At 62.9% G+C, this 18,853-nt stretch carries 14 protein-coding genes; 8 read left to right on the top strand and 6 right to left on the bottom strand.

The genetic code is table 11. The features are described 5' to 3' along the window. The first annotated feature begins 118 nt into the window (after positions 1 to 118). On the top strand, positions 119 to 574 hold the full coding sequence (locus NUH86_RS19185; RefSeq protein WP_267253005.1) for a hypothetical protein: 456 nt from the start codon (positions 119 to 121) through the stop codon (positions 572 to 574). 32 nt (positions 575 to 606) lie between these two features. Here the strand turns inward: NUH86_RS19185 and NUH86_RS19190 are convergent, their stop codons facing one another. After that, on the bottom strand, positions 607 to 1,773 hold the full coding sequence (locus tag NUH86_RS19190; RefSeq protein ID WP_267252904.1) for an ATP-binding protein: 1,167 nt from the start codon (positions 1,771 to 1,773) through the stop codon (positions 607 to 609). 127 nt (positions 1,774 to 1,900) lie between these two features. On the opposite strand from NUH86_RS19190, the gene NUH86_RS19195 reads away from it, so the two are divergent. Both NUH86_RS19195 and NUH86_RS19200 read left to right on the top strand, forming a co-directional pair. After that, positions 1,901 to 3,322, top strand: coding sequence for a conjugal transfer protein TraH (locus NUH86_RS19195; RefSeq protein ID WP_267252905.1), 1,422 nt, complete (start codon positions 1,901 to 1,903; stop codon positions 3,320 to 3,322). A gap of 14 nt (positions 3,323 to 3,336) precedes the next feature. Further along, positions 3,337 to 7,065 carry a conjugal transfer protein TraG N-terminal domain-containing protein gene (locus NUH86_RS19200; RefSeq protein ID WP_267252906.1) on the top strand — a complete coding sequence of 1,243 codons (3,729 nt, stop codon included), beginning with the start codon at positions 3,337 to 3,339 and terminating at the stop codon, positions 7,063 to 7,065. On the opposite strand, the gene NUH86_RS19205 is transcribed toward NUH86_RS19200, so the two are convergent. After that, positions 7,049 to 7,462 (bottom strand): hypothetical protein, encoded by a 414-nt coding sequence (locus NUH86_RS19205; RefSeq protein WP_267252907.1) that lies wholly within the window; start codon positions 7,460 to 7,462, stop codon positions 7,049 to 7,051. The two genes, NUH86_RS19200 and NUH86_RS19205, sit on opposite strands and share 17 nt — an antisense overlap. Positions 7,463 to 7,762: 300 nt before the next feature. On the opposite strand from NUH86_RS19205, the gene NUH86_RS19210 reads away from it, so the two are divergent. Continuing rightward, a complete protein-coding gene (locus NUH86_RS19210) occupies positions 7,763 to 8,026 on the top strand; it encodes a helix-turn-helix transcriptional regulator (protein ID WP_267252908.1) in 264 nt (87 codons plus the stop codon). Here the strand turns inward: NUH86_RS19210 and NUH86_RS19215 are convergent. From NUH86_RS19215 to acs, 3 genes are all read right to left on the bottom strand, one after another. Continuing rightward, the gene (locus NUH86_RS19215) at positions 7,946 to 9,232 is read right to left on the bottom strand and encodes a tyrosine-type recombinase/integrase (protein WP_267252909.1); all 1,287 of its coding nucleotides are present in this window, start codon (positions 9,230 to 9,232) and stop codon (positions 7,946 to 7,948) included. The genes NUH86_RS19210 and NUH86_RS19215 overlap by 81 nt on opposite strands. 460 nt (positions 9,233 to 9,692) lie before the next feature. After that, positions 9,693 to 10,331 carry a response regulator transcription factor gene (locus NUH86_RS19220; RefSeq protein WP_267252910.1) on the bottom strand — a complete coding sequence of 213 codons (639 nt, stop codon included), beginning with the start codon at positions 10,329 to 10,331 and terminating at the stop codon, positions 9,693 to 9,695. Beyond that, complete coding sequence (acs, locus tag NUH86_RS19225; protein WP_267252911.1) at positions 10,310 to 12,262, bottom strand: acetate--CoA ligase; 1,953 nt, start codon at positions 12,260 to 12,262, stop codon at positions 10,310 to 10,312. The genes NUH86_RS19220 and acs overlap by 22 nt, the downstream gene beginning before the upstream one ends. Positions 12,263 to 12,442: 180 nt before the next feature. Between acs and NUH86_RS19230 the strand changes: the two genes are divergently transcribed. Beyond that, positions 12,443 to 13,885 carry a DcaP family trimeric outer membrane transporter gene (locus NUH86_RS19230; protein WP_267252912.1) on the top strand — a complete coding sequence of 481 codons (1,443 nt, stop codon included), beginning with the start codon at positions 12,443 to 12,445 and terminating at the stop codon, positions 13,883 to 13,885. Positions 13,886 to 13,899: 14 nt separating this feature from the next. Beyond that, entirely contained in the window at positions 13,900 to 15,612 is a 1,713-nt protein-coding gene (locus tag NUH86_RS19235) for an MFS transporter (protein WP_267252913.1), read from the top strand. Positions 15,613 to 15,678: 66 nt separating this feature from the next. Here the strand turns inward: NUH86_RS19235 and NUH86_RS19240 are convergent, their stop codons facing one another. Further along, a complete protein-coding gene (locus tag NUH86_RS19240) occupies positions 15,679 to 16,263 on the bottom strand; it encodes a TetR/AcrR family transcriptional regulator (RefSeq protein ID WP_267252914.1) in 585 nt (194 codons plus the stop codon). Positions 16,264 to 16,411: 148 nt separating this feature from the next. Here NUH86_RS19240 and NUH86_RS19245 point away from each other — a divergent pair, with 148 nt between their 5' ends. Both NUH86_RS19245 and NUH86_RS19250 read left to right on the top strand, forming a co-directional pair. After that, the gene (locus tag NUH86_RS19245) at positions 16,412 to 16,957 is read left to right on the top strand and encodes an RNA polymerase sigma factor (protein ID WP_267252915.1); all 546 of its coding nucleotides are present in this window, start codon (positions 16,412 to 16,414) and stop codon (positions 16,955 to 16,957) included. Positions 16,958 to 17,066: 109 nt separating this feature from the next. Next, on the top strand, positions 17,067 to 18,749 hold the full coding sequence (locus NUH86_RS19250; RefSeq protein ID WP_267252916.1) for a vWA domain-containing protein: 1,683 nt from the start codon (positions 17,067 to 17,069) through the stop codon (positions 18,747 to 18,749). The last annotated feature ends 104 nt before the right edge of the window (positions 18,750 to 18,853 follow it).

An 18,853-nucleotide genomic window follows, 5' to 3' on the forward strand; every position in this document is an offset into this window, starting at 1 on the left:
GATCGCGCTGCTGGGCGCGCTGCCGTTCTCGGTCCATGCGCAGGTGGAACTACGGGCACCTGACGATCGTGCAGCGGCGGCGCGCGCAGCGATCCATCCGGTTTCAAGCACCCGCGAAATGCAGAGCTGGCTCGCCCGCGTTCCCCTAACCGTTAATTATCCGCCGGATTTCGAGGCAGCGTTAAAGGGCCAGGGACCGGCGTTCATCATCGAGATGAGTACCGCGCCCGGTTGTCTGCCCTGCGGCGATCTCTGGAACAAACTCCTCGCGCTCAAGACGCGCTATGGGCTGACGGTCCGCCCGATCGGCAGGGAGGAGGCGATGCTTCGTTCGGGCCGATTGGGCCTACCCTGGATCGGCCACCCTGTCGCGTGGCTGCGGCCAGTCTCCGATGAAGCCCGCATCCTGCCGATCGCGATCGGCACGGACCATCCGGCCAATCTCGCCCGCAATATCTATCTCGGACTCAAGATGCAAACCGGTGTGCGGGCCGCCGTGGGCGTGCGCGCAATGGCGAAGTTCACCGGTATCGTCGCAGGCAGCGCCGGTCGGAAGGGCGAGGAGAGGCGATGACGATGCCCCTCATCTCCCTTGCTGGCCTGCAATCAACGCAGGGAGAGCAGCCATCGGCCTGCCTCGGCCACAGCGCAAACCTCGATATTCTCTGCGAGCCTGTAGGTTTCCTCCCCAGGATAGATGACGATCCGCCGTGCCGGATCGAGGTCTGCGCAAGCGTGGTGAAAGCCCCGCTCCACTTTGGGCGAAAGGCTGCGCTTGATCTCGAAGGCCCAAAGGCCATGGCCCGGGATGGTGAGAAGAAGATCGATCTCAGCGCCCGCCGATGTTCTGTAGAAATTTGCCTGTGTGCCCTCAGGCGCCGCCGATATCAGCGTCTCGATTGCAAACCCCTCCCAGCTTGCGCCGGCGACGGGATGTCCCAGCACATCCTCGCGGGTGGCAAGACCCAGCAATGTGTGGATGATGCCGCTATCGCGCACATAGACGCGAGGCGATTTGACGAGACGCTTGCCGCTATTGCTGTGCCAGGGCTCAAGCCTACGGACGAGAAGCAGGTCGACCAGAAGGTCGAGATAGGAGGCGATGGTCTTGGAATCGACGCCAAGACTGCGCCCCAGTTCCGAAGCGTTCAACAGGCCCGATTGATGGTGGGCGAGCATCGTCCAGAAACGCCTCAGCGTTTCGGAAGGAATACGCGGACCCAGCATGGGAATGTCACGTTCGAGATAGGTTCGGATGAAGTCCTGCCTCCAACGCCGGCTCGTGGCATCACTGGTGGCGAGATAGCTGTCGGGAAAGCCGCCGCGAATCCAAAGCCGATCAACATCCCCGTCGCCCACCTCCAGGGCGTCGAGCGGACGCATTTCCAGATAGGCGATGCGCCCGGCAAGACTTTCGCCCGATTGGACCAGCAATTCCATGGAAGCCGAACCCAGCAGCAGGAACCGACCCGTCCGCAATCCCTTTCTACGGCCACGATCGATCAATCCTCGCAAAAGCTGGAACAGGTCCGGCAGCCGATGAACCTCATCGAGTATGACGAGCTTGCCTTCGTGGCTTTCGAGATAGAGTTCGGGATCGGCAAGCTTCGCGCGATCCCGATCCGATTCAAGATCGAGATAGATGGATGGCCGCTCATCGGCCATCTCATGCGCGAGCGTCGTCTTGCCGACCTGACGTGGCCCGAGCAAGGCGACCGCAGGGCTTTCGTCCAGTCGGGCGACAAGTTCGCTTTTGATCCGACGTTCAATCATCCTTGCATATTTGTATCAATGATCCGAATTTGCAAGGTTAAATGTCTAGAGATTTTGCAAGCAATGCCAAAGGGCGCGCATATGGCGGGTGGGCCCTTTCTTTCCTCCACAAGACAAGAAAGCCGCCATGCCCCATCTCAAATGTAGCGCGACGCTAACCGTTCTGGCTCTGCTTGCAACCTGCGGGACGGCTATGCCCGCCCATGCCCAAAGCTGGGCCGAGCATTGGTTCGATAATGTAACCTATACCAGCCCCGGCAGATTCGAGGACCAGACGCGCGGCTATGTGACGGCGGGCGGCATGTCCGGCCGCATCGATGTCCATAGCGACTATCTGATGAGCCTCACCATGCCGAAGGTGAAGGCAGGCTGCGGCGGCATCGACATGTTCCTCGGAGGCATGTCCTTCCTCGACCCCGACTATCTCGTCCAGAAGCTCGAGAGCATCCTCCAGGCCGCGCCCGCCGTCGCGTTCCAATATCTACTCGAAACATTGGATGAGAAGATGGGGAACATCATTTCGAAGATGGAGGCGGCCACCAATTTCTTGAACTCCATCCAGGTCAATGACTGCCGCCTCGCCAACCGCATGGTCCAGATCGCTCGAGGAGACGACAATATGTCGGGGATCATCGAGGAGATGACTGGCTACAAGTCGGTCAGGCAAGGCTACGCCAAAAGCTATCAGCAAAGCCGCGAGAAGATCCAGGCGAACGGGAACAGCCCGACCGAGGATCTGAAGGATGCGCTGGCCAACTGCCCGACCGAAGTGACCGACATCTTCCGCACCGGATCGCTGCTCGCCCATGCGGCGTCCCGCGTCGGCGCCGCCGATTGGGCCGCCGTCATGCGCGCGCGGGTCGGCGACGTCTATATGCGCTGGGACGCGACCGACAAGGTGCCGCTCTTCTCGGCTATCCCCGCCTGCGCTGGTCAGGATAGCGAGTCCTCGGACGACTTCCTGAGCGGGCGGGTGATGCGGCGTGCGCTCAACATGCCGGCCACCGCCGCCGATTGCACGCAGGATGGGAACAAGGGCGCGCTGGCGCTCACCCGTGAGCGCATGACCTCGATCGCGGAGAAGATCAGGACGCGCGCTTCGCTCACGGCCGAGGAACGGCAGTTCGTCGCCAATGTACGGACCCTGCCGGTCTACCGGATGCTTGAATGGGGCGTGCGCCAGGATGTGGTGGACTCGGTTATCGGCGATACCGACGAGCTGGTCGCGTTGACCCTCGCCTATCAGATGCTGAACGATCTCACCCGTAGCATCGATTTTGCCATCTCCAATGCCGAGCGCGGGACCAGCGCTGCCGGGGCTGCCGATGCCGGCAATGCCAATATCTGCCAGACCCGCATCCTCACCAAGGGCATCGAGCAACTCCGCGACCTGCGGGAGGAGGTGCTGCGCCAGCGCGCGCAGATGCGGCAATCCTATATGGCGGCGCTCTCCCAGGCGAACCTCTCGACTGGCTATGCCGGTCTCATCCGCCAGCGTGATCGGGACGCGCGCGACGCCGCCGGCACCGCCGCCAGCCGCAACCGCTGAAGGATCAGGGTGCCATGCGCCGCCTTTTCCGCTTACCCGCGCCGATTGGCAGTCTCGCCAGCCTGTTTGTCGCCTCCCCTGCCCACGCTCTGGAGACGAGCTTCCACACCTATGACGGCTTTGCCGAAACCGTGGATGCGTTTCGTCTCGTCTCGATGATCTTCGCCGATCCGCGCTACGAGACACTGGTGCTGATCGTCGCGGTTGTCGGGTTGGCGCTGGGCGCCGTGCTCGCCATGGTCCGCGGCACCGGCATGGGGCTGGTTGCCTTCGGCCTCCAGATGCTGGTCGGTATCGGCCTGTTCGTCGGCCTCGTCGCGACGACCGGCACCGTCCATGTTTATGACCGGGTGCGCAACGCCTATCAGCCGGTCGGCGATGTTCCGAACCTGATCGTCTTGGTGGCGGGCGTCACCAACATGATGGAGCGCGCGCTTGCCGAGACGATCGATGACAATACGCTCGACCCACATGCCAAGCTCGAGTTCGGTGCGGGCGGCCACGCCTTCGATCTGTTCCTCAATGCCGTCAGCCCCCACGGGCCGATGACCGATGCCTTTCTCGATGCGACGATCAAGGATTATGTCCGCCAATGCTATCCGGTTGCCCGCGTCTCGCCGGCCTATGGCGTGGATGACGACCAGCTCTTCCGCACCAGCACAGATCTCCCCGCATCGTTCGCCGCGATGGCAGGGCCGTCGACCTTCAGCACGGTGTTCACGGCTTCGGACAAGGGCGGCACAACCGTTAGTTGCAGCGAAGCCTGGTCCCATATCGCCGATCGGCTCTCAGACCCGACGATCTTCGAGGACTATTCCGCCCAGGTCTGTCAGCGCACAGGCTATGACATCGCCAAGGCCGACCAGCTCGCACGGTGCCGCAGCAACCTCGCCGAGATGGGCGACATGATGCTGGGGACGCCGCTCACCGCCCAGACCTTCTTCACCAATATCCTGCTTGGCAACAGCGTGGGCGACGTGCTCTTCGAGGACAGCCCGGCGACCGCCGCGCGCGTCATGGCCAATCGCGCCGTGGTGGCGGGTGGTCTCGCCAACATGTCGACCGCCAATGAATGGATGCCCACGATCCGGGCGACGGTGTTCGGGATCATGCTCTTCATGATGCCGATCGCGCTGCTGTTCATTCTCACCCCCATCAACCTGCGGGTCGCAAGCTTTGCGCTGGGCCTCTTCGTGTTCGTGGCGCTCTGGGGCGTCATCGACGCCGGCATTTATCAGCTTACGCTGGGTCGAGCGATGGCGGCTTTAGCCGAGATGCGCTCCAACCATTTGGGAGCCAATGCCTGGATGCTGGCGCCTTCCTCGGCCATGAAGGCGCTGGCGATCTTCGGGAGCTTCCGCACGGCGGCGGCGGGCCTTGCCGGCGCGTTCGTGTTCACCGTCTTCCGCTTTTCGGGCAATGTCTTCTCCTCCTTCACCGACGGCTCGCTGGGCGTCCAGGCGCAGGGCTCGGCTGCCGCCGCTGGCGTGTCCACCTCCGAGGGCCTCGCCTCCGCGCTGGAGGCGCAGGCCTCGGCCATGGGCACGGGCGCGCGCCGTGGCGCAGCGTCGACCTTCGGAGATTTTGGGGAACGGTCGAGCTTCGGCGCTAATCGCGGCTTCGGCGCGGCGGGCGCGGTCACGGCATCCCATGGCACTGGCGCGCCCGGTGGCGCAGCGATGGGGCTTGGCGCGCTCGATGCCGCCCGCGAGATGGGCGGCCTTGCGCCCGCGCATCATGGCCGGGACTTGGGTGACCCGGCAACGATCAGCGCGGTTCGCGCGGCGGCGGCTACCGGCGCCATCCACAATTTTGCCGAGAAGGATGCGCTGCGGACCCTCGGCACCCGCTATTTTGGCGCGGGCGAGGCCGGCGAGAAGGCGTTCGGCGCCTTCACCCAGGGGCTGGTTCAGTGGCGAGCGTTTGGTGACACCCGCGCCTATGGCATGATGATGCAGCAGGCCACCCGGCATTTTGAACGGGCCGGTTATGGGAACCAAGATGCCGAACTTAAGGCGAGCGGCGTCGTGGCCGAGGCCAGCGCCGATCCGACGTTCGCGAAACTGATCGCCAATAGCTTCACTCAGGAGACGATGCTCCGCAATGACCTGACGGCAGCGCAGGTGCAAGTCGGGGCGATGGAAGGTCGCCGAGATTATGCGGGTGACCGGGTCGCCCAGGTGGAACGGGGCAACGTCGCGACCGAGCAGGCACATCGCACTGGCGGCAATGAAGGTCAGCGCGAAGCTGCCGCTATGCTTGGCCTCCCCATTGACGAGATGAGCCGCCGCATCGCCTTCATCATTGCCCTCTCGGGCGAAGCGCGCTCCTCCGCTATCACGCAACTCTCCCGCGCAACGGGCCGCAATGAAGCCCAGGTGACCAAGGCTCTCGAAACCTATCGGGCAGCGACCGATCTTGGCACGGCCGATGGCGCAACGGCTGAAGCGGCACGCGAAGGTACTAGCGTCTATGGGCGGACCCGGGAAGCTGCCGGCTATGACTTTGCCGAGCGTTCTGGAAAACTCGACGCGCAGAAGGAGGTCGGGCATGGCGGCACCCGCAGCACTGCCCGGATCGGCGAACAGCGGCGCCAGTCGGAGAATTTCGGCTTTGCACAAGGCGCCGAGGTCGCCGGCATGTCGACGCGCGAGGCGGCTCGTCTCGACAGTTTCATTCGGACGCTGGCTGATGCCAGCGGCAATCAGCTCGACATGGCGGAAGGTGGCACCGACGGCATCGCCGACCGGGCGCGCAACGCCCGGATGACCAGCATTGTCGAGCGCGAGCGTCTGTCACGCATGCAGGGTCTGCTGCGCGCCAACGGTATCGAGATGAGCAAGCGTCAGATCGCCATGGACCAGAATGGCGACTTCAGGATGAACCTCACCCCGGCAACGGCCGCACAGATGTGGCAGGCCGGCCTTCTCAATGAAAGCCAGCTCGGCGCGGTCGCCAATGGCGGCCATGCCCGCTTCAGTCTTGCACATAATGACCTGCTCGTCTCCAGCAGCGCTGGGTTCGAGAAGTCCGCGCGCAACGACACCAGCACGCGGTTCGAGGCTGGCAAGCAAGCTGGCCCTGATACGATCGAGCATTTCATGGGCGGTGGCGCCGAAGGTCGCGCCGCGATGGCGAACTGGCTCAAGGGCGGGTTCGAGATGGATCGCAAGGGCAATTGGCGCTTGAAGCCCCAGGTCGCGGACACCATCCAGCGAGATGTGCAGGCGATCATGGCGCAGACAGGCTGGGAGCGCTCGATCGGAAGGGCAGCTCAAGATCAGAATGTGTTCAATATTACGGCCCAGGGCGAAATCGCCGGTACAACCATCAGCACAGGCGGGGGATCTAGCAAAGGTCGCTCCGGGAGTGGCAGCGGTCGAGTTGGAGGATCTCTTGCCGTTTCAAGTCAGGAAAGCGGGACCACGAACGAAGCCGCCACCAGTCAGCTCAGCATTGTAAATTACGATGTCCGGCAAGCTATCGCCAACGCCGAGTACGCGGCTTCGAAGGCCGGCCAACCGGCAGATGCATTCACAAATCGCCTTACCTCAGAGATCCTTGGAGCCAACGGCCTGCGAAACCGCTATCTTGGAGATGCCGACAGCGCGCGTGGAACGACCGATATAAATGCCCCCGTCACTTCGTTAGAGCAGTCTTCGCTCCTCTACAGCGGCCGCTTCTCGACCGACTTAGATAACGGTCCAACAGACGGCGACGGGTCATTCAAGAAGCGCGATTGATATAGCCGGGGTTAAGGGGGTTCAAAGAGCTGCCGATCCATAGAGCCCCGGACGCGGAATCCAGCGGATCAACCTCTTTCGGCAACCTTGACGGCCCATATTTCCTGCGCTCCCAAAATGAGTCCTCATCAAATTCACCGTCCTCCTGGGCTGGCAACGACGCCAGTTTGTTGCGCAAGAAACCAAACGAGAGAACGAGCGCGACCATCGGCGGGAAGAACAAGACGTTCAGATATCCACCGGCAGCCGAATGATAAACTTCAGTTAGAGCATCAATCTTGAGGGATGCGAGCATGCCTAGCCAATAGGCCGGCACCCCGCTCCACCATAGCTTCGCATACCACGGCCGCCACAGCCGAGTGGGCGCTTGTCGTTGACGTTGAGAATTTTCCATCATGCTCAAACTCATCACCGCTCATGATTTGAAATCTATCATCTCTTCCAGTTCATCGATAGGGGGACTGCGTTGCTGCCCGCCATCTGCCTGACCCAATTTCAGAACAGAAAACCCACGCACCATATCAACCTCTTCACTCCCTCCTCTCTGGAACATCCTTACTGAAAGTCCGCAAGTCTTTGTTTCACGGCATTACTGGACAAACTGCATCACATATTTTCCGCAGGACATATTGATCCTTTCCTGCACTCTCGTCATACTGTTCCTGCGGGCAGATCAACACTTGGAGTTGGTTTGCGTATGGACGAAAAGAACGAGCAGTTTTTGCGACTGAGAGCCGTGATCGCGAAGACGGGCAAGCCCAAGGCTTCCATCTATCGCGACATCCACCTTGGAACATTCCCGGCGCCGGAAAAGATCGGCGCCAGAGCGGTTGCCTGGCGCCTGTCGAGGATCCTACGCTGGATGCAGGCACCAAGCGCTTTACCAGGACGACTGAAACCACTCCAGTGCCCCGACATTGGGCTTTGCCGGCGTCGCTTTTTCAATGGCGATCGCCGCTGAAGCCTGTTCGGCCTTGTCGAGATAGTCGGCCCACCATTCGAGCATCTGCCGACGGTGGGACAGATAGCGTGCGGCGTTGTAGACGGCGCGAACACCGCCGGGTACATGCGCCAGCTGCAGCTCGATCCAATCCGCTTTGAACAGGCCGGTTTCATTCAGCACGGTGCTGGCGATCGAACGGAACCCATGCACCGTCGCCTTGTCCCCTACCCCAAGGCGCTGCAGCAAGACCAGCATGCGGTTTGAACTGATCGTATCGCCCTGTTTGCCGATTACCGGGAACAAATATTGGCCGAACCGCTCATTGCCATATTTCCCATAGACGTTGAGTTCCTTGATCTCACGAAGCAACGCAACCGCCTGCGGCGGCAATGGCACGAGATGCTCGGCTCTCATTTTCATCCGCTCGGCGGGAATCCGCCAGAGCGGCTCGGGACCGCCTAAGCCTTCAAATTCATTCCATTGCGCATGCCGGGTTTCCGTCGTCCGGACCATCGTCAGGATCGTCCAGCGCAAAGCAAGATGGCTGAGCCTGGAGCCCGTATCGGCGTTCAGCGCCGCATAAAAGCGTGGTAATTCCTTGATGGGTATTTTCGATCGATGCGTGACCGGAGCGCGTTTGCGCATGACCGTTCCCAGATCACGACAAGGATCCGTGAGAACCCGACCGTCTGGAATGCCGAACCGGAAGATTTCGCTGCAATAGGCCCGCACCCTGTGCGCCATCTCGATCGCGCCGCGATCCTCAATGGTCTTGAGCGCATCGAGCATGTCCCGGGGCAGGATCGAGCGGACCGACAGCTTGCCGATGGTCGGAAAAATATCGGCTTCAAGGCGACGCTCGATCACGCCGGCATAGCGGTCAGACCATCCCGGTCGCTTGGCGATCATCCATTCCTGGGCCAGTTGGCTGAACGTCGTCCGCTCGGCCTGATCCTCATGCTTTTTCTGCCGCTTGATGTCCGCAGGGTCCTTTCCGGCAGAGAGAACCGCTTTCATCTCCTCGCGCCAGACCCGTGCACGGTCAATGCTCATCGCCGGATAGTCACCGCCGGTGATGCACTTCTGCTTGTGCGCAAAGCGATAGGAGAGTCGCCACTCGCGTCGACCACCCGGCAGGACGCAGATGTTGAGGCCGCCGCCATCGGCTTTCTTGATAGGGCGGGCGGCAGGCAAAATGGATTGGATGATAGTATCGGTCAGCACGGATCAGTCTCCTGAACGCCGTGCGCGAGACTTGAATCCTAACTTTGCACCAACAAATTTACCTACAAATCTCATGGTAACCACCTGGGCGGTTATGATCCTGTTGGAGACCATGTTACATGAAATAACAGCCTGAAAACAGGCCATTTTTTGACGTCCATTTGGGACGTTGTTGGTCTTTTTGGACCTTGTTTTGGTTGCGGGAGAAGGATACGAAGCCTTGCTGAGCGGAGCGAAGCTAGGCGCAGTTGGATGAGGGGGAGCGTGCCTGTGGCCCGCGCGATCCGAAGGATCGCAACCCCCTCACCCGGCTACGACTAAGGCAGCAAGCTGCCAAGTCTGCGCAGCCTCGGCCAGAGTCACGTGCCTCTGGCCGACCCTCAAGGGAGAGGGGTAAAAGAATAGCCGCTCTCCACCCAAATCACTTGGTCTGGTCGGTCTCAAATCGCCTTGCCCCCTGTCAGTGTTTGAGATCGAGTCCCAGCGAGCGCGCCACCAACGCCGCCTGCGTGCGGTTCTGCACATCCAGTTTCCGCATGATCGCGGTCATATGCGCTTTCACGGTCGCCTCGCTCATCATGAGGTCGTGCGCGATCTGCTTGTTGAGCTTGCCGTTCAGCACTTCCAGCAGAACCTTCAACTGGGTCGGCGTCAGGGAAGCGATCTCCTTCTGCACCGCATCTTCCGGCCGTGGCGGGGCAGGCGGAAGCCTGTGGCCGCTCAACGCGCGCGCAATCGCGGTCTCGATGACGGACAGGTCGCTATCCTTCGAGAGGAAGCCGACCGCGCCCAACGCCTGGGCCTCCTCCGCCGTCTTCGCCCCGTCGGCGCTTGAGACGACCAGGATCGGCACGCCGGGCCGTTCGGCATGAAGCAGCGCGATGCCCGAATAGCCGACCGCGCCGGGCATCTTCAGATCGAGCAGGATGAGGCGCAGGACCACCGCCTCGCTCGCCGCCCTTACCGCGGCGGCGAGCGTGCCCGCTTCTACGATGCCGGCTTCGGGAGCGACCTTCATCACCGCCACCGTCAGAGCCTGACGGAAGAGCGGGTGGTCGTCCGCGATCAGAATCGTCTCTATTGCGCCTCTTCCAACCATGGCCTGTTCGCCAGCAGATTATCGACCACGGAGGGATCGGCAAGCGTCGACGTGTCGCCAAGGTTGGAAATATCATTTTCCGCGATCTTCCTCAGGATGCGCCGCATGATTTTGCCGGACCGCGTCTTGGGCAGGCCGGGGGCGAACTGCACCACGTCCGGCGAGGCGATGGGGCCGATCTCGCTGCGGACCCAGCGTATCAACTCGCCGCGCAGGGCATCGTCCGGCTCGACATCGGCATTGGTGGTGACATAGGCGTAGATGCCCTGCCCCTTGACCTCATGCGGCATGCCGACGACGGCGGCCTCGGCAACTTGTGGGTGCGCGACGAGCGCGCTCTCTATCTCCGCCGTGCCCATGCGATGGCCGGAGACGTTGATGACGTCATCGATCCGGCCAGTGATCCAATAATAGCCGTCCTCGTCGCGGCGGCATCCGTCGCCGGTGAAATAGCGCCCGGCGAAGGTGGTGAAATAGGTCTGGAAGAAGCGGTCATGATCGCCCCAGACGGTGCGCATCTGGCCCGGCCAGCTATCCGCCAGGACAAGGCAGCCTTCGCCCGGCCCCTCGATCAGCCTCCCCTCGCCGTCGACCAGTTCGGGCTTCACGCCGAACATCGGCAGGGTCGCAGAGCCGGGCTTCAGCGCCGTGGCGCCGGGCAGCGGGCTGATCATCGCGCCGCCAGTCTCGGTCTGCCACCATGTATCGACGATGGGGCAGCGTCCCTCCCCCACGACATGGTGATACCATTCCCATGCCTCCGGATTGATCGGTTCTCCCACACTGCCGAGCAATCGCAATGACTTGCGGCTGGTCTTTCGCACCCACTCGTCACCCTCCCGCATCAGCGCGCGCAGGGCGGTGGGGGCGCCGTAGAAAATCTCCACGCCGAACTTGTCGACGACCTGCCAGAAGCGGGAGGGGTCCGGGAAGTTGGGTACGCCCTCGAACATCACGGTCGTCCCGCCGTTCATCAGCGGCCCATAGACGACATAGCTGTGCCCCGTGACCCAGCCGATGTCGGCGGCGCACCAGTAGATCTGGCCGGGGCGATAGTCGAAGACATATTGGTGCGTCATCGCGGCCCACAGGGAATAGCCGCCCGTCGTATGCAGAACGCCCTTGGGCTTGCCGGTGGAACCGGAGGTGTAGAGTATGAAAAGCGGGTCTTCGGCCCCCATTTCTTCCGGCTCGCACGCGGCAGGCTGGCTTTGCACCGCCGTTGTCCAGTCGATGTCGCGCCCTTCGGCCATCGGCACTCCGGCGCCGGTGCGCCGCAGCACGACGACCGTATCGACATCGGGGCAGTGGACGAGAGCGGCGTCGACATTCGCCTTCAACGGAACTTTCCTGCCGCCGCGCAGGCCTTCGTCGGCAGTGACGACGATGCGGCTCGCGCAATCCTCTATGCGACCGGCCAGCGCTTCGGGCGAGAATCCGGCGAAGACGATGGAGTGGATGGCGCCGATGCGCGCACAGGCCAGCATCGCGACCGCCGCTTCCGGCACCATGGGGAGGTAAAGGGTGACCCGGTCGCCCCGTTTCACGCCCCGCGCCTTCAGCAGATTGGCGAAACGGCATACCTCTTCATGCAGCGCGCCATAGCTGATACGCCGTTCGGGTTCCGCCGGATCGTCGGGTTCCCAGAGGATCGCGATGGCATCGCCGCGCTCCGCCAGATGGCGGTCCAGGCAATTGGCGGACAGGTTGAGCGTGCCGTCCGCGAACCAGCTTATTCCGAAATCCTCCTCCGAAAAGCTGGTCGCCTTCACCTGGCTGAATGGCCGCATCCAGTCGAGACGCTGCGCCTCCTCAGCCCAGAAGCGTTCCGGCTCCGCAATGGAGCGCGCATACATCTCCCGATATTGGGCGGCGTCGACCAGCGCCTCCTTCGCCCACTGGTTCGGAACGGGATAAACGCCCTGGTCCATAGTCTCGCACTCCTCTCCTCGATCGCTGCCGATCCGTGGAGGACATCCTAAATGCCGTCGGCGCATATCGGACCCTAGACGAAGGTCGAATATCTCCGACCATGGTTTGGCTGTCGGCTTGTCCGGGGATTCGCGATCCTCTGCGCATCCGGAAAACAAGCCGGGACCATGGAGAGGTCGATGCCAAAGCAAAACAGGCCATTGTTGCGCATCCTGCTGGGAGCGACAGCGCTCGCCGCACCCCAACTGCTTCATGCGCAGACCATGAAGGAAGCGGATCTGGCGGCGCGCCTGGAACGGCTGGAGAGCGAAGTCACCCAGCTTCGGACCGAACTCGCCGCCGCGCGCAGCCGGCAGGACGAAACCGCGGCCACCGCCGCGAACGCCGTCCGCAAGAGCGACGAGACTTCCGCGCAAGTGACCCGGCTGGCGGACAGCACGCCCAAGCTCGGCTTCCGGTCGGGCAATACCAATGTCGTCCTGGCCGGATATGTGAAGCTGCTCGCAAGCAGCGCCCGGTACAGCGGCGGCGGCAATCCCAGCAATACGCTCGGCCGCGATCTCTATCTGCCGCAGTCGATCCCGGTCTTCAATCCCGCATCCCCGACTTCGCCTACCCGCGTCACCGACTTTTCCGCAAAGCAGACGCGCTTCTGGGTGGACGCCACGACCAAGCTCGGCAAACATGCGCTCAAGGCCTATATCGAGTTCGATTTCCAGGCCGCCCCCGGCACCCCGCAGGCGCTGGGCCAGGGCACGCAGCGCACGACCAATGCCTACGACCTGGCGATGCGGCGCGCCCTCATCCAGTTCGACCGCTGGACCTTCGGCCAGGATTTCACCAATTTCTCGAACCCTGCGGTTTTCCCGGAAAGCACCGATTATGTCGGGGGCGTCGACGGCCTGATCTTCGTGCGTCAGCCGATGGTGCGCTACAGCCTTCCGCTAGGCCATGGCCTGACCCTTCATCTGGCGGCCGAAAATCCGGAAACCGCTTCCGCCACCGTCGGCGCGCCCGCCCTCATCGAAAATGGCGAGGACCATGCGCCCGACATGACCGGGCGCCTGGAATATGCGGGCGCCTTCGGTTTCCTCGACCTTGCGGTGCTGGGGCGCCAGTTGCGCGTCGACAATGCGAAGGCGGGCGCCGCCCATATCGTCGACTCCCGCCTGGGATGGGGCGTCAGCGCCGCTGGCAAGATATTCCTGGACGGCAAGCATGGCAGCGACATCCGCTTCCAGGCGACCTATGGCGAAGGGATCGGGCGCTATCTTGGCCTGAACTTCGGGCCAGACGGGGTTCTCCAGGCGAGCGGGCAGCTTGCCGGGGTCCGCAACCTGGCGTTGTTCGGCGCTGGCCGATATGCGCTGAACGATCAATGGCGCATCAACCTGATCGCGAGCTACCAGCGCGTCTTCTACGCCGACACCCTCGATCCAGCGACGACTGCGGGTATAGCGATGTTCAATCGTCAAGCATGGAGCATCGCCTCCAATCTCTTCTATTCCCCGGTGAAGAATTTGGACCTCGGCATCGAGTACCGCCATGGCGAGCGCCGGCTCGTCAACGATCTGAACGGCCACGTCGATCGCTTCGACGTCGCGGCGAAGTATAATTTCTGACAGGAGGGACTGTTATGGCTTCGACATATGACGGATTGCCAAAGCATCACCAGGCGACGCGAAGCGAGAAGCTGATCATCACCGCCAGCTCGCTCGGCACCGTGTTCGAATGGTATGATTTCTATCTCTACGGTCTGCTGACCGCGATCATCGCGGCGCAGTTCCTGACGGGCCTGAACCCCACGACGTCCTTCATCATGGCGCTGCTGATCTTCGCCGCCGGGTTCATCGTCCGGCCCTTCGGCGCCATCTTCTTCGGCCGCATCGGCGACCTGTTCGGGCGGCGATACACATTCATCATCACGCTGCTCGTCATGGGTCTGTCGACGTTCCTGGTGGGGTGCCTTCCCACCTACAAGTCGGTCGGCGTGGCCGCGCCGATCATGCTGGTGGTGCTGCGCATGTTCCAGGGCCTGGCGCTGGGCGGCGAATATGGTGGCGCGGCGACCTATGTCGCGGAGCATGCGCCCCACAACAAGCGTGGCTTCTACACCAGTTGGATTCAGATTACCGCGACCGCCGGTCTCGCCATGGCGCTCCTCATCGTGATCACGATCCGCTCGCCCATCACCGGCGTCGGGGAGGAAGCGTTCAAGGACTGGGGATGGCGCATTCCCTATCTAGTCTCCGGCCTGTTCCTGATCGTCGGCCTGTGGCTGCGCCTGAAGCTGCATGAATCGCCCGTCTTCCAGAAGATGAAGGCGGAGGGCACCGGCTCCAAATCCCCGATCAAGGAAGCGTTCGGGCAGTGGAAGAACCTCAAGATCGTGCTCATCGCCTTTTTCGGCGCGATCGCGGGCCAGGCGGTGGTCTGGTATTGCGGTCAGCTCTACGCGCTGTTCTTCCTGGAAAAGATGTTGAAGATCGACGGCCTGACCGCCAATACGCTCATCATCATCGCGCTCCTCATGGCCGCGCCCTTCTTCCTGTTCTTCGGCTGGCTGTCGGACCGCATCGGCCGCAAGCCGATCATCCTGTCGGGCTGCGCGCTCGCGGCGCTGACGCTGTTCCCGGTCTTCCACATGCTGACCGACGCAGCCAATCCCGCGCTCTCCAGGGCGCAGGCCGCAGCCCCCGTGACCGTGACCGCCGACCCTTCGGAATGTTCTTCCCAGTTCGATCCGGTGGGCGCGAACAAGTTCGACAAGACGAGCTGCGATATCGTCAAGAACGCGCTGGCCAAGGCGGGCGTCAACTACACCAACATCGCCGCCGCGCCCGGCACCGTCGCGACCGTCGCGGTCGGTGACAGGCACTTCACCGCGCCTAACGCCGCCCGGCTGTCGGGCGAGGAGAAGAAGGCGGCCATCGCGGCCTTCACCGCCCAACTGATCGGCGCGCCCGCCAGCGCGGGCCAGCCCGCCGTCGCAGGCGAGCTTGCCAGGGTCGGCTATCCCAGCAAGGCGAACCCGGCGGAGATCAACAAGCCGCTCGTCGTCGCGCTGCTCTTCTACCTCGTCCTGCTGGTGACGATGGTCTATGGCCCGATCGCCGCGATGCTTGTCGAACTGTTCCCCAGCCGCATCCGCTACTCTTCCATGTCGCTGCCCTATCATATCGGCAACGGATGGTTGGGCGGACTGCTGCCGGCCATCGGCTTCGCAATGGTCGCCGCGACGGGCGACATCTATTACGGCCTCTGGTATCCGGTGGTTGTGGCGGCGGGGACTGTCGTCCTGGGCCTCATCCTTCTGCCCGAAACCTTCCGGCGGAACATCGACGAATAGGAAGTTCGCGGCTGGCGCGCCAATATCCTGCGATATCGTCCAGGATCAGGGGCGCGCCGGCCGGGATCATTCGTGCCGAAAGACGGCTACGATCTGCGCGGCGATCTCGCCCGGCGTGAACCGGCCCGGTCGATACCAGTCCGCCGTGGCGTTCAACTGGATCAAAAGCAGATTGCGGTAGACCGACCGGTCGATATGCGGCGGCAACGGAAGCGCCTCCACCAGCGACCGGAACAGTTCCTCGAACCGGTCGCGCCGCGCAATCAGTTGTTCGCGGACCTGTTCGGGCACTTCCCGAAAATCGTTCATCATCGGCGTCGTCAGCGAATCGGGGGCGAGTTGAACGTCCAGCAACGTGGCGCAGGCCGCCAGCAGCTTCGCCCACGGTTCGGATTGCGCTCGAACCGCCTCCGCTATCCGCTCCTCCGCCTCGTCGAGCGCGGCATTGTGCAGTTCGATGAACAGCGCGTCCTTCGACTTGATATGATGGTAGAGCGAACCGCCCAGCACGCCCGCCTGCTCGCCAATGTCCCGCATGGACGTTCCGCGATAGCCTTTTCGGGCGAATAATTGGGCCGCGATCTCCAGGATCTGGCGTCTGCGGGTCGATCCCTCGTCATTCGGTCCGGGCGATAAATCGATCTTTGTCATCGCGACCGGCGCTAGCACATCCTTGAAAGCCCGCGAAGCCTCTGTTCTGACGAGTGGAACAGGCGCTCCATCTTTGCTAGCCCTGTCCGAATGTCGGGGGCTGGCCGAAAAGATGGGAGCGCGGGGCGGCAGGGCGCGGTCCTGACCGATGGATGAGCTGTCGCATGTCCCGGACAGCCTATTGGTCGCCGCGGCGGTCGACGGCGACCGCAAGTCGTTCGAGGTTTTGCTGCGGCGGCATTATGACCGGATTCACGGGCTGGCCTGGCAGTTGACCGGATCGCGCAGCGACGCCGACGATATCGCGCAGGACGTGTGCTGCACTTTGGTCGAGAAGATCGGCGGCTTTCGCGGGGAGGCGAAATTCACCACCTGGCTCTGCGGCATCGTCTATAATGCCTGCCGCGACCTGCGCCGCCGGAAACGCTCCTTCAGCGGCTTTGCCGAGCGGCTGGCGGTGATCGCCGGGCTGGCGCCCGCGCCGGACGGCCGCGACCTGCACGACGCGATCTGGATCAAACATGCCATCGCCGGGCTGAAACCCGCCTATCGCGACACGGCGGTGCTGGTCGCCGGCCAGCAACTCACCCATGCGGAGGCGGCGCTGTTGCTGGGGATCGGCGAGTCCACCGTGGCGTGGCGGATGCACGAAATCCGGCGATTGCTGTCCTCCGGAAAGGGGGAGTCTCGCTGACCGGCCACTTTCTCCGAAAAAATTTTCACAAACTTCCAAGCTTTCTCCCCTGATCCGCGTCCCAGTGAATGACGGATGATTTGCGCCGTCTCCATCATGGGAGAATGTCATGCCTCGCTTCCTTCCCTCTATCGGCTTGATCGGCCTGGCCCTGGCTTCCTGCGCCGGGCAGGACACGCACCAAATGGCGGGTCCGAACGCCCCCGCCCCGGCGCAGGAAATCGCCGTCACCGCCCAGCGGGCCGACAGCGCCGACGCTTATCGGGCGCACAAGGCCAATGGGCTGGCGCAGACTTATGCAGCCGCCCCGCCCGCGCCGATGATCGCCATGCCGGAACGCAGGCCATGGCCGCCCGCCTATCATGATGTCGGGCGCGACAAATTCGCGAACAAGGAACAGAACCGTTTCCAGATCGTCCGGGAACAGCCGGTTTCGACCTTCTCCATCGATGTCGACACCGCCTCCTATTCCTTCGTGCGCGCATCGCTCAACCAGAATGTCCTGCCGCAGCCCGCCGCCGTCCGGCCGGAGGAGATGATCAACTATTTCCCCTATGATTATGCCGCGCCGCGCAGCGCCGCCCAGCCCTTCGCGACCAATGTCGCCGTCTTCCCCAGCCCCTGGACGGCCGGGCGCAAGCTGGTCCGCATCGGCATTCGCGGCTATGCGGTCCAGCGCGCCGCGCGGCCCCGCGCCAATCTGGTGTTCCTGATCGACACGTCGGGATCGATGAACGAACCCAACAAGCTGCCGCTGGTGAAGCAATCCCTGTCCATGCTGGTCGGCCAGCTCGACCCCGATGACCATGTCGCCATCGTCACCTATGCGGGCAGCGCCGGAACCGTGCTGGAACCCACGCCGGCCGGTCAAAAGAACAGGATTTTGGATGCCATCAACCGCCTGGGCGCGGGCGGCGGCACGGCGGGGGCGGAGGGCGTCCGCCAGGCCTATGCGCTGGCCGCCGCCAATCTGGACCCGGCGGGGGTGAACCGGGTGATGCTGGCCACGGATGGGGACTTCAACATCGGCATCACCAATGTCGATGAACTGAAGGGCTTTGTCGAGCGGGAACGGAACAAGGGGATTTTCCTGTCCGTCCTGGGCTTTGGCATGGGCAATTACAATGATGCGCTGATGCAGGCGCTGGCGCAGAACGGCAATGGCGCGGCGGCCTATATCGACACACTCGGCGAAGCGCGCAAGACGCTGGTGGAGGAAGCCGGCTCCACCCTTTTCCCCATCGCCAAGGATGTGAAGATACAGGTGGAATTCAACCCCGCGACCGTCGCGGAATATCGCCTGATCGGCTATGAGACGCGGATGCTGAACCGGGAGGATTTCGACAATGACCGGGTCGATGCGGGCGATGTCGGATCGGGTCAGACGGTCACGGCGCTCTATGAAATCGTCCCTGTCGGCGGACCCCGTGCCGTTTCCGACCTGCGCTATGCCCCATCGGCCAAGGTTCCAGCAGGCGCTGGCGAATATGGCTTCGTCAAGATTCGCTACAAGGCGCCCAGATCGGACCGGAGCCAGTTGATCGCAACCCCGATCAACCGGTCGGTCGAAGTGGCCCGCTTCGAAAATGCGCCGCTGGATGCCCGCTTCGCGACCGGCGTGGCGGCCTTCGCCGAATTGCTGCGCGGCGGGCGTTATGGCGGATCGCTAAGCTATGACGATGTGCTGCGCATCGCCACGGCGGCGCGGGGCGTCGATCCGTTCGGCTATCGCGGCGAATTCATCCAGTTGGTCCGCGCCGCCAGGACAGCCGCTTCGATGCAGCCCCTCTGACGGGGATGACAGGGCCGGTCAGGACGCACCGGCCCCCTTTCCCGCCGCCGCGCTTTGCCCCATAAGATCAGCCGATGTGCCCGCCCGCCTCTTTCGAACCGACG

This window comes from Sphingobium sp. JS3065 (genome assembly GCF_026427355.1).
Classification (GTDB): domain Bacteria; phylum Pseudomonadota; class Alphaproteobacteria; order Sphingomonadales; family Sphingomonadaceae; genus Sphingobium.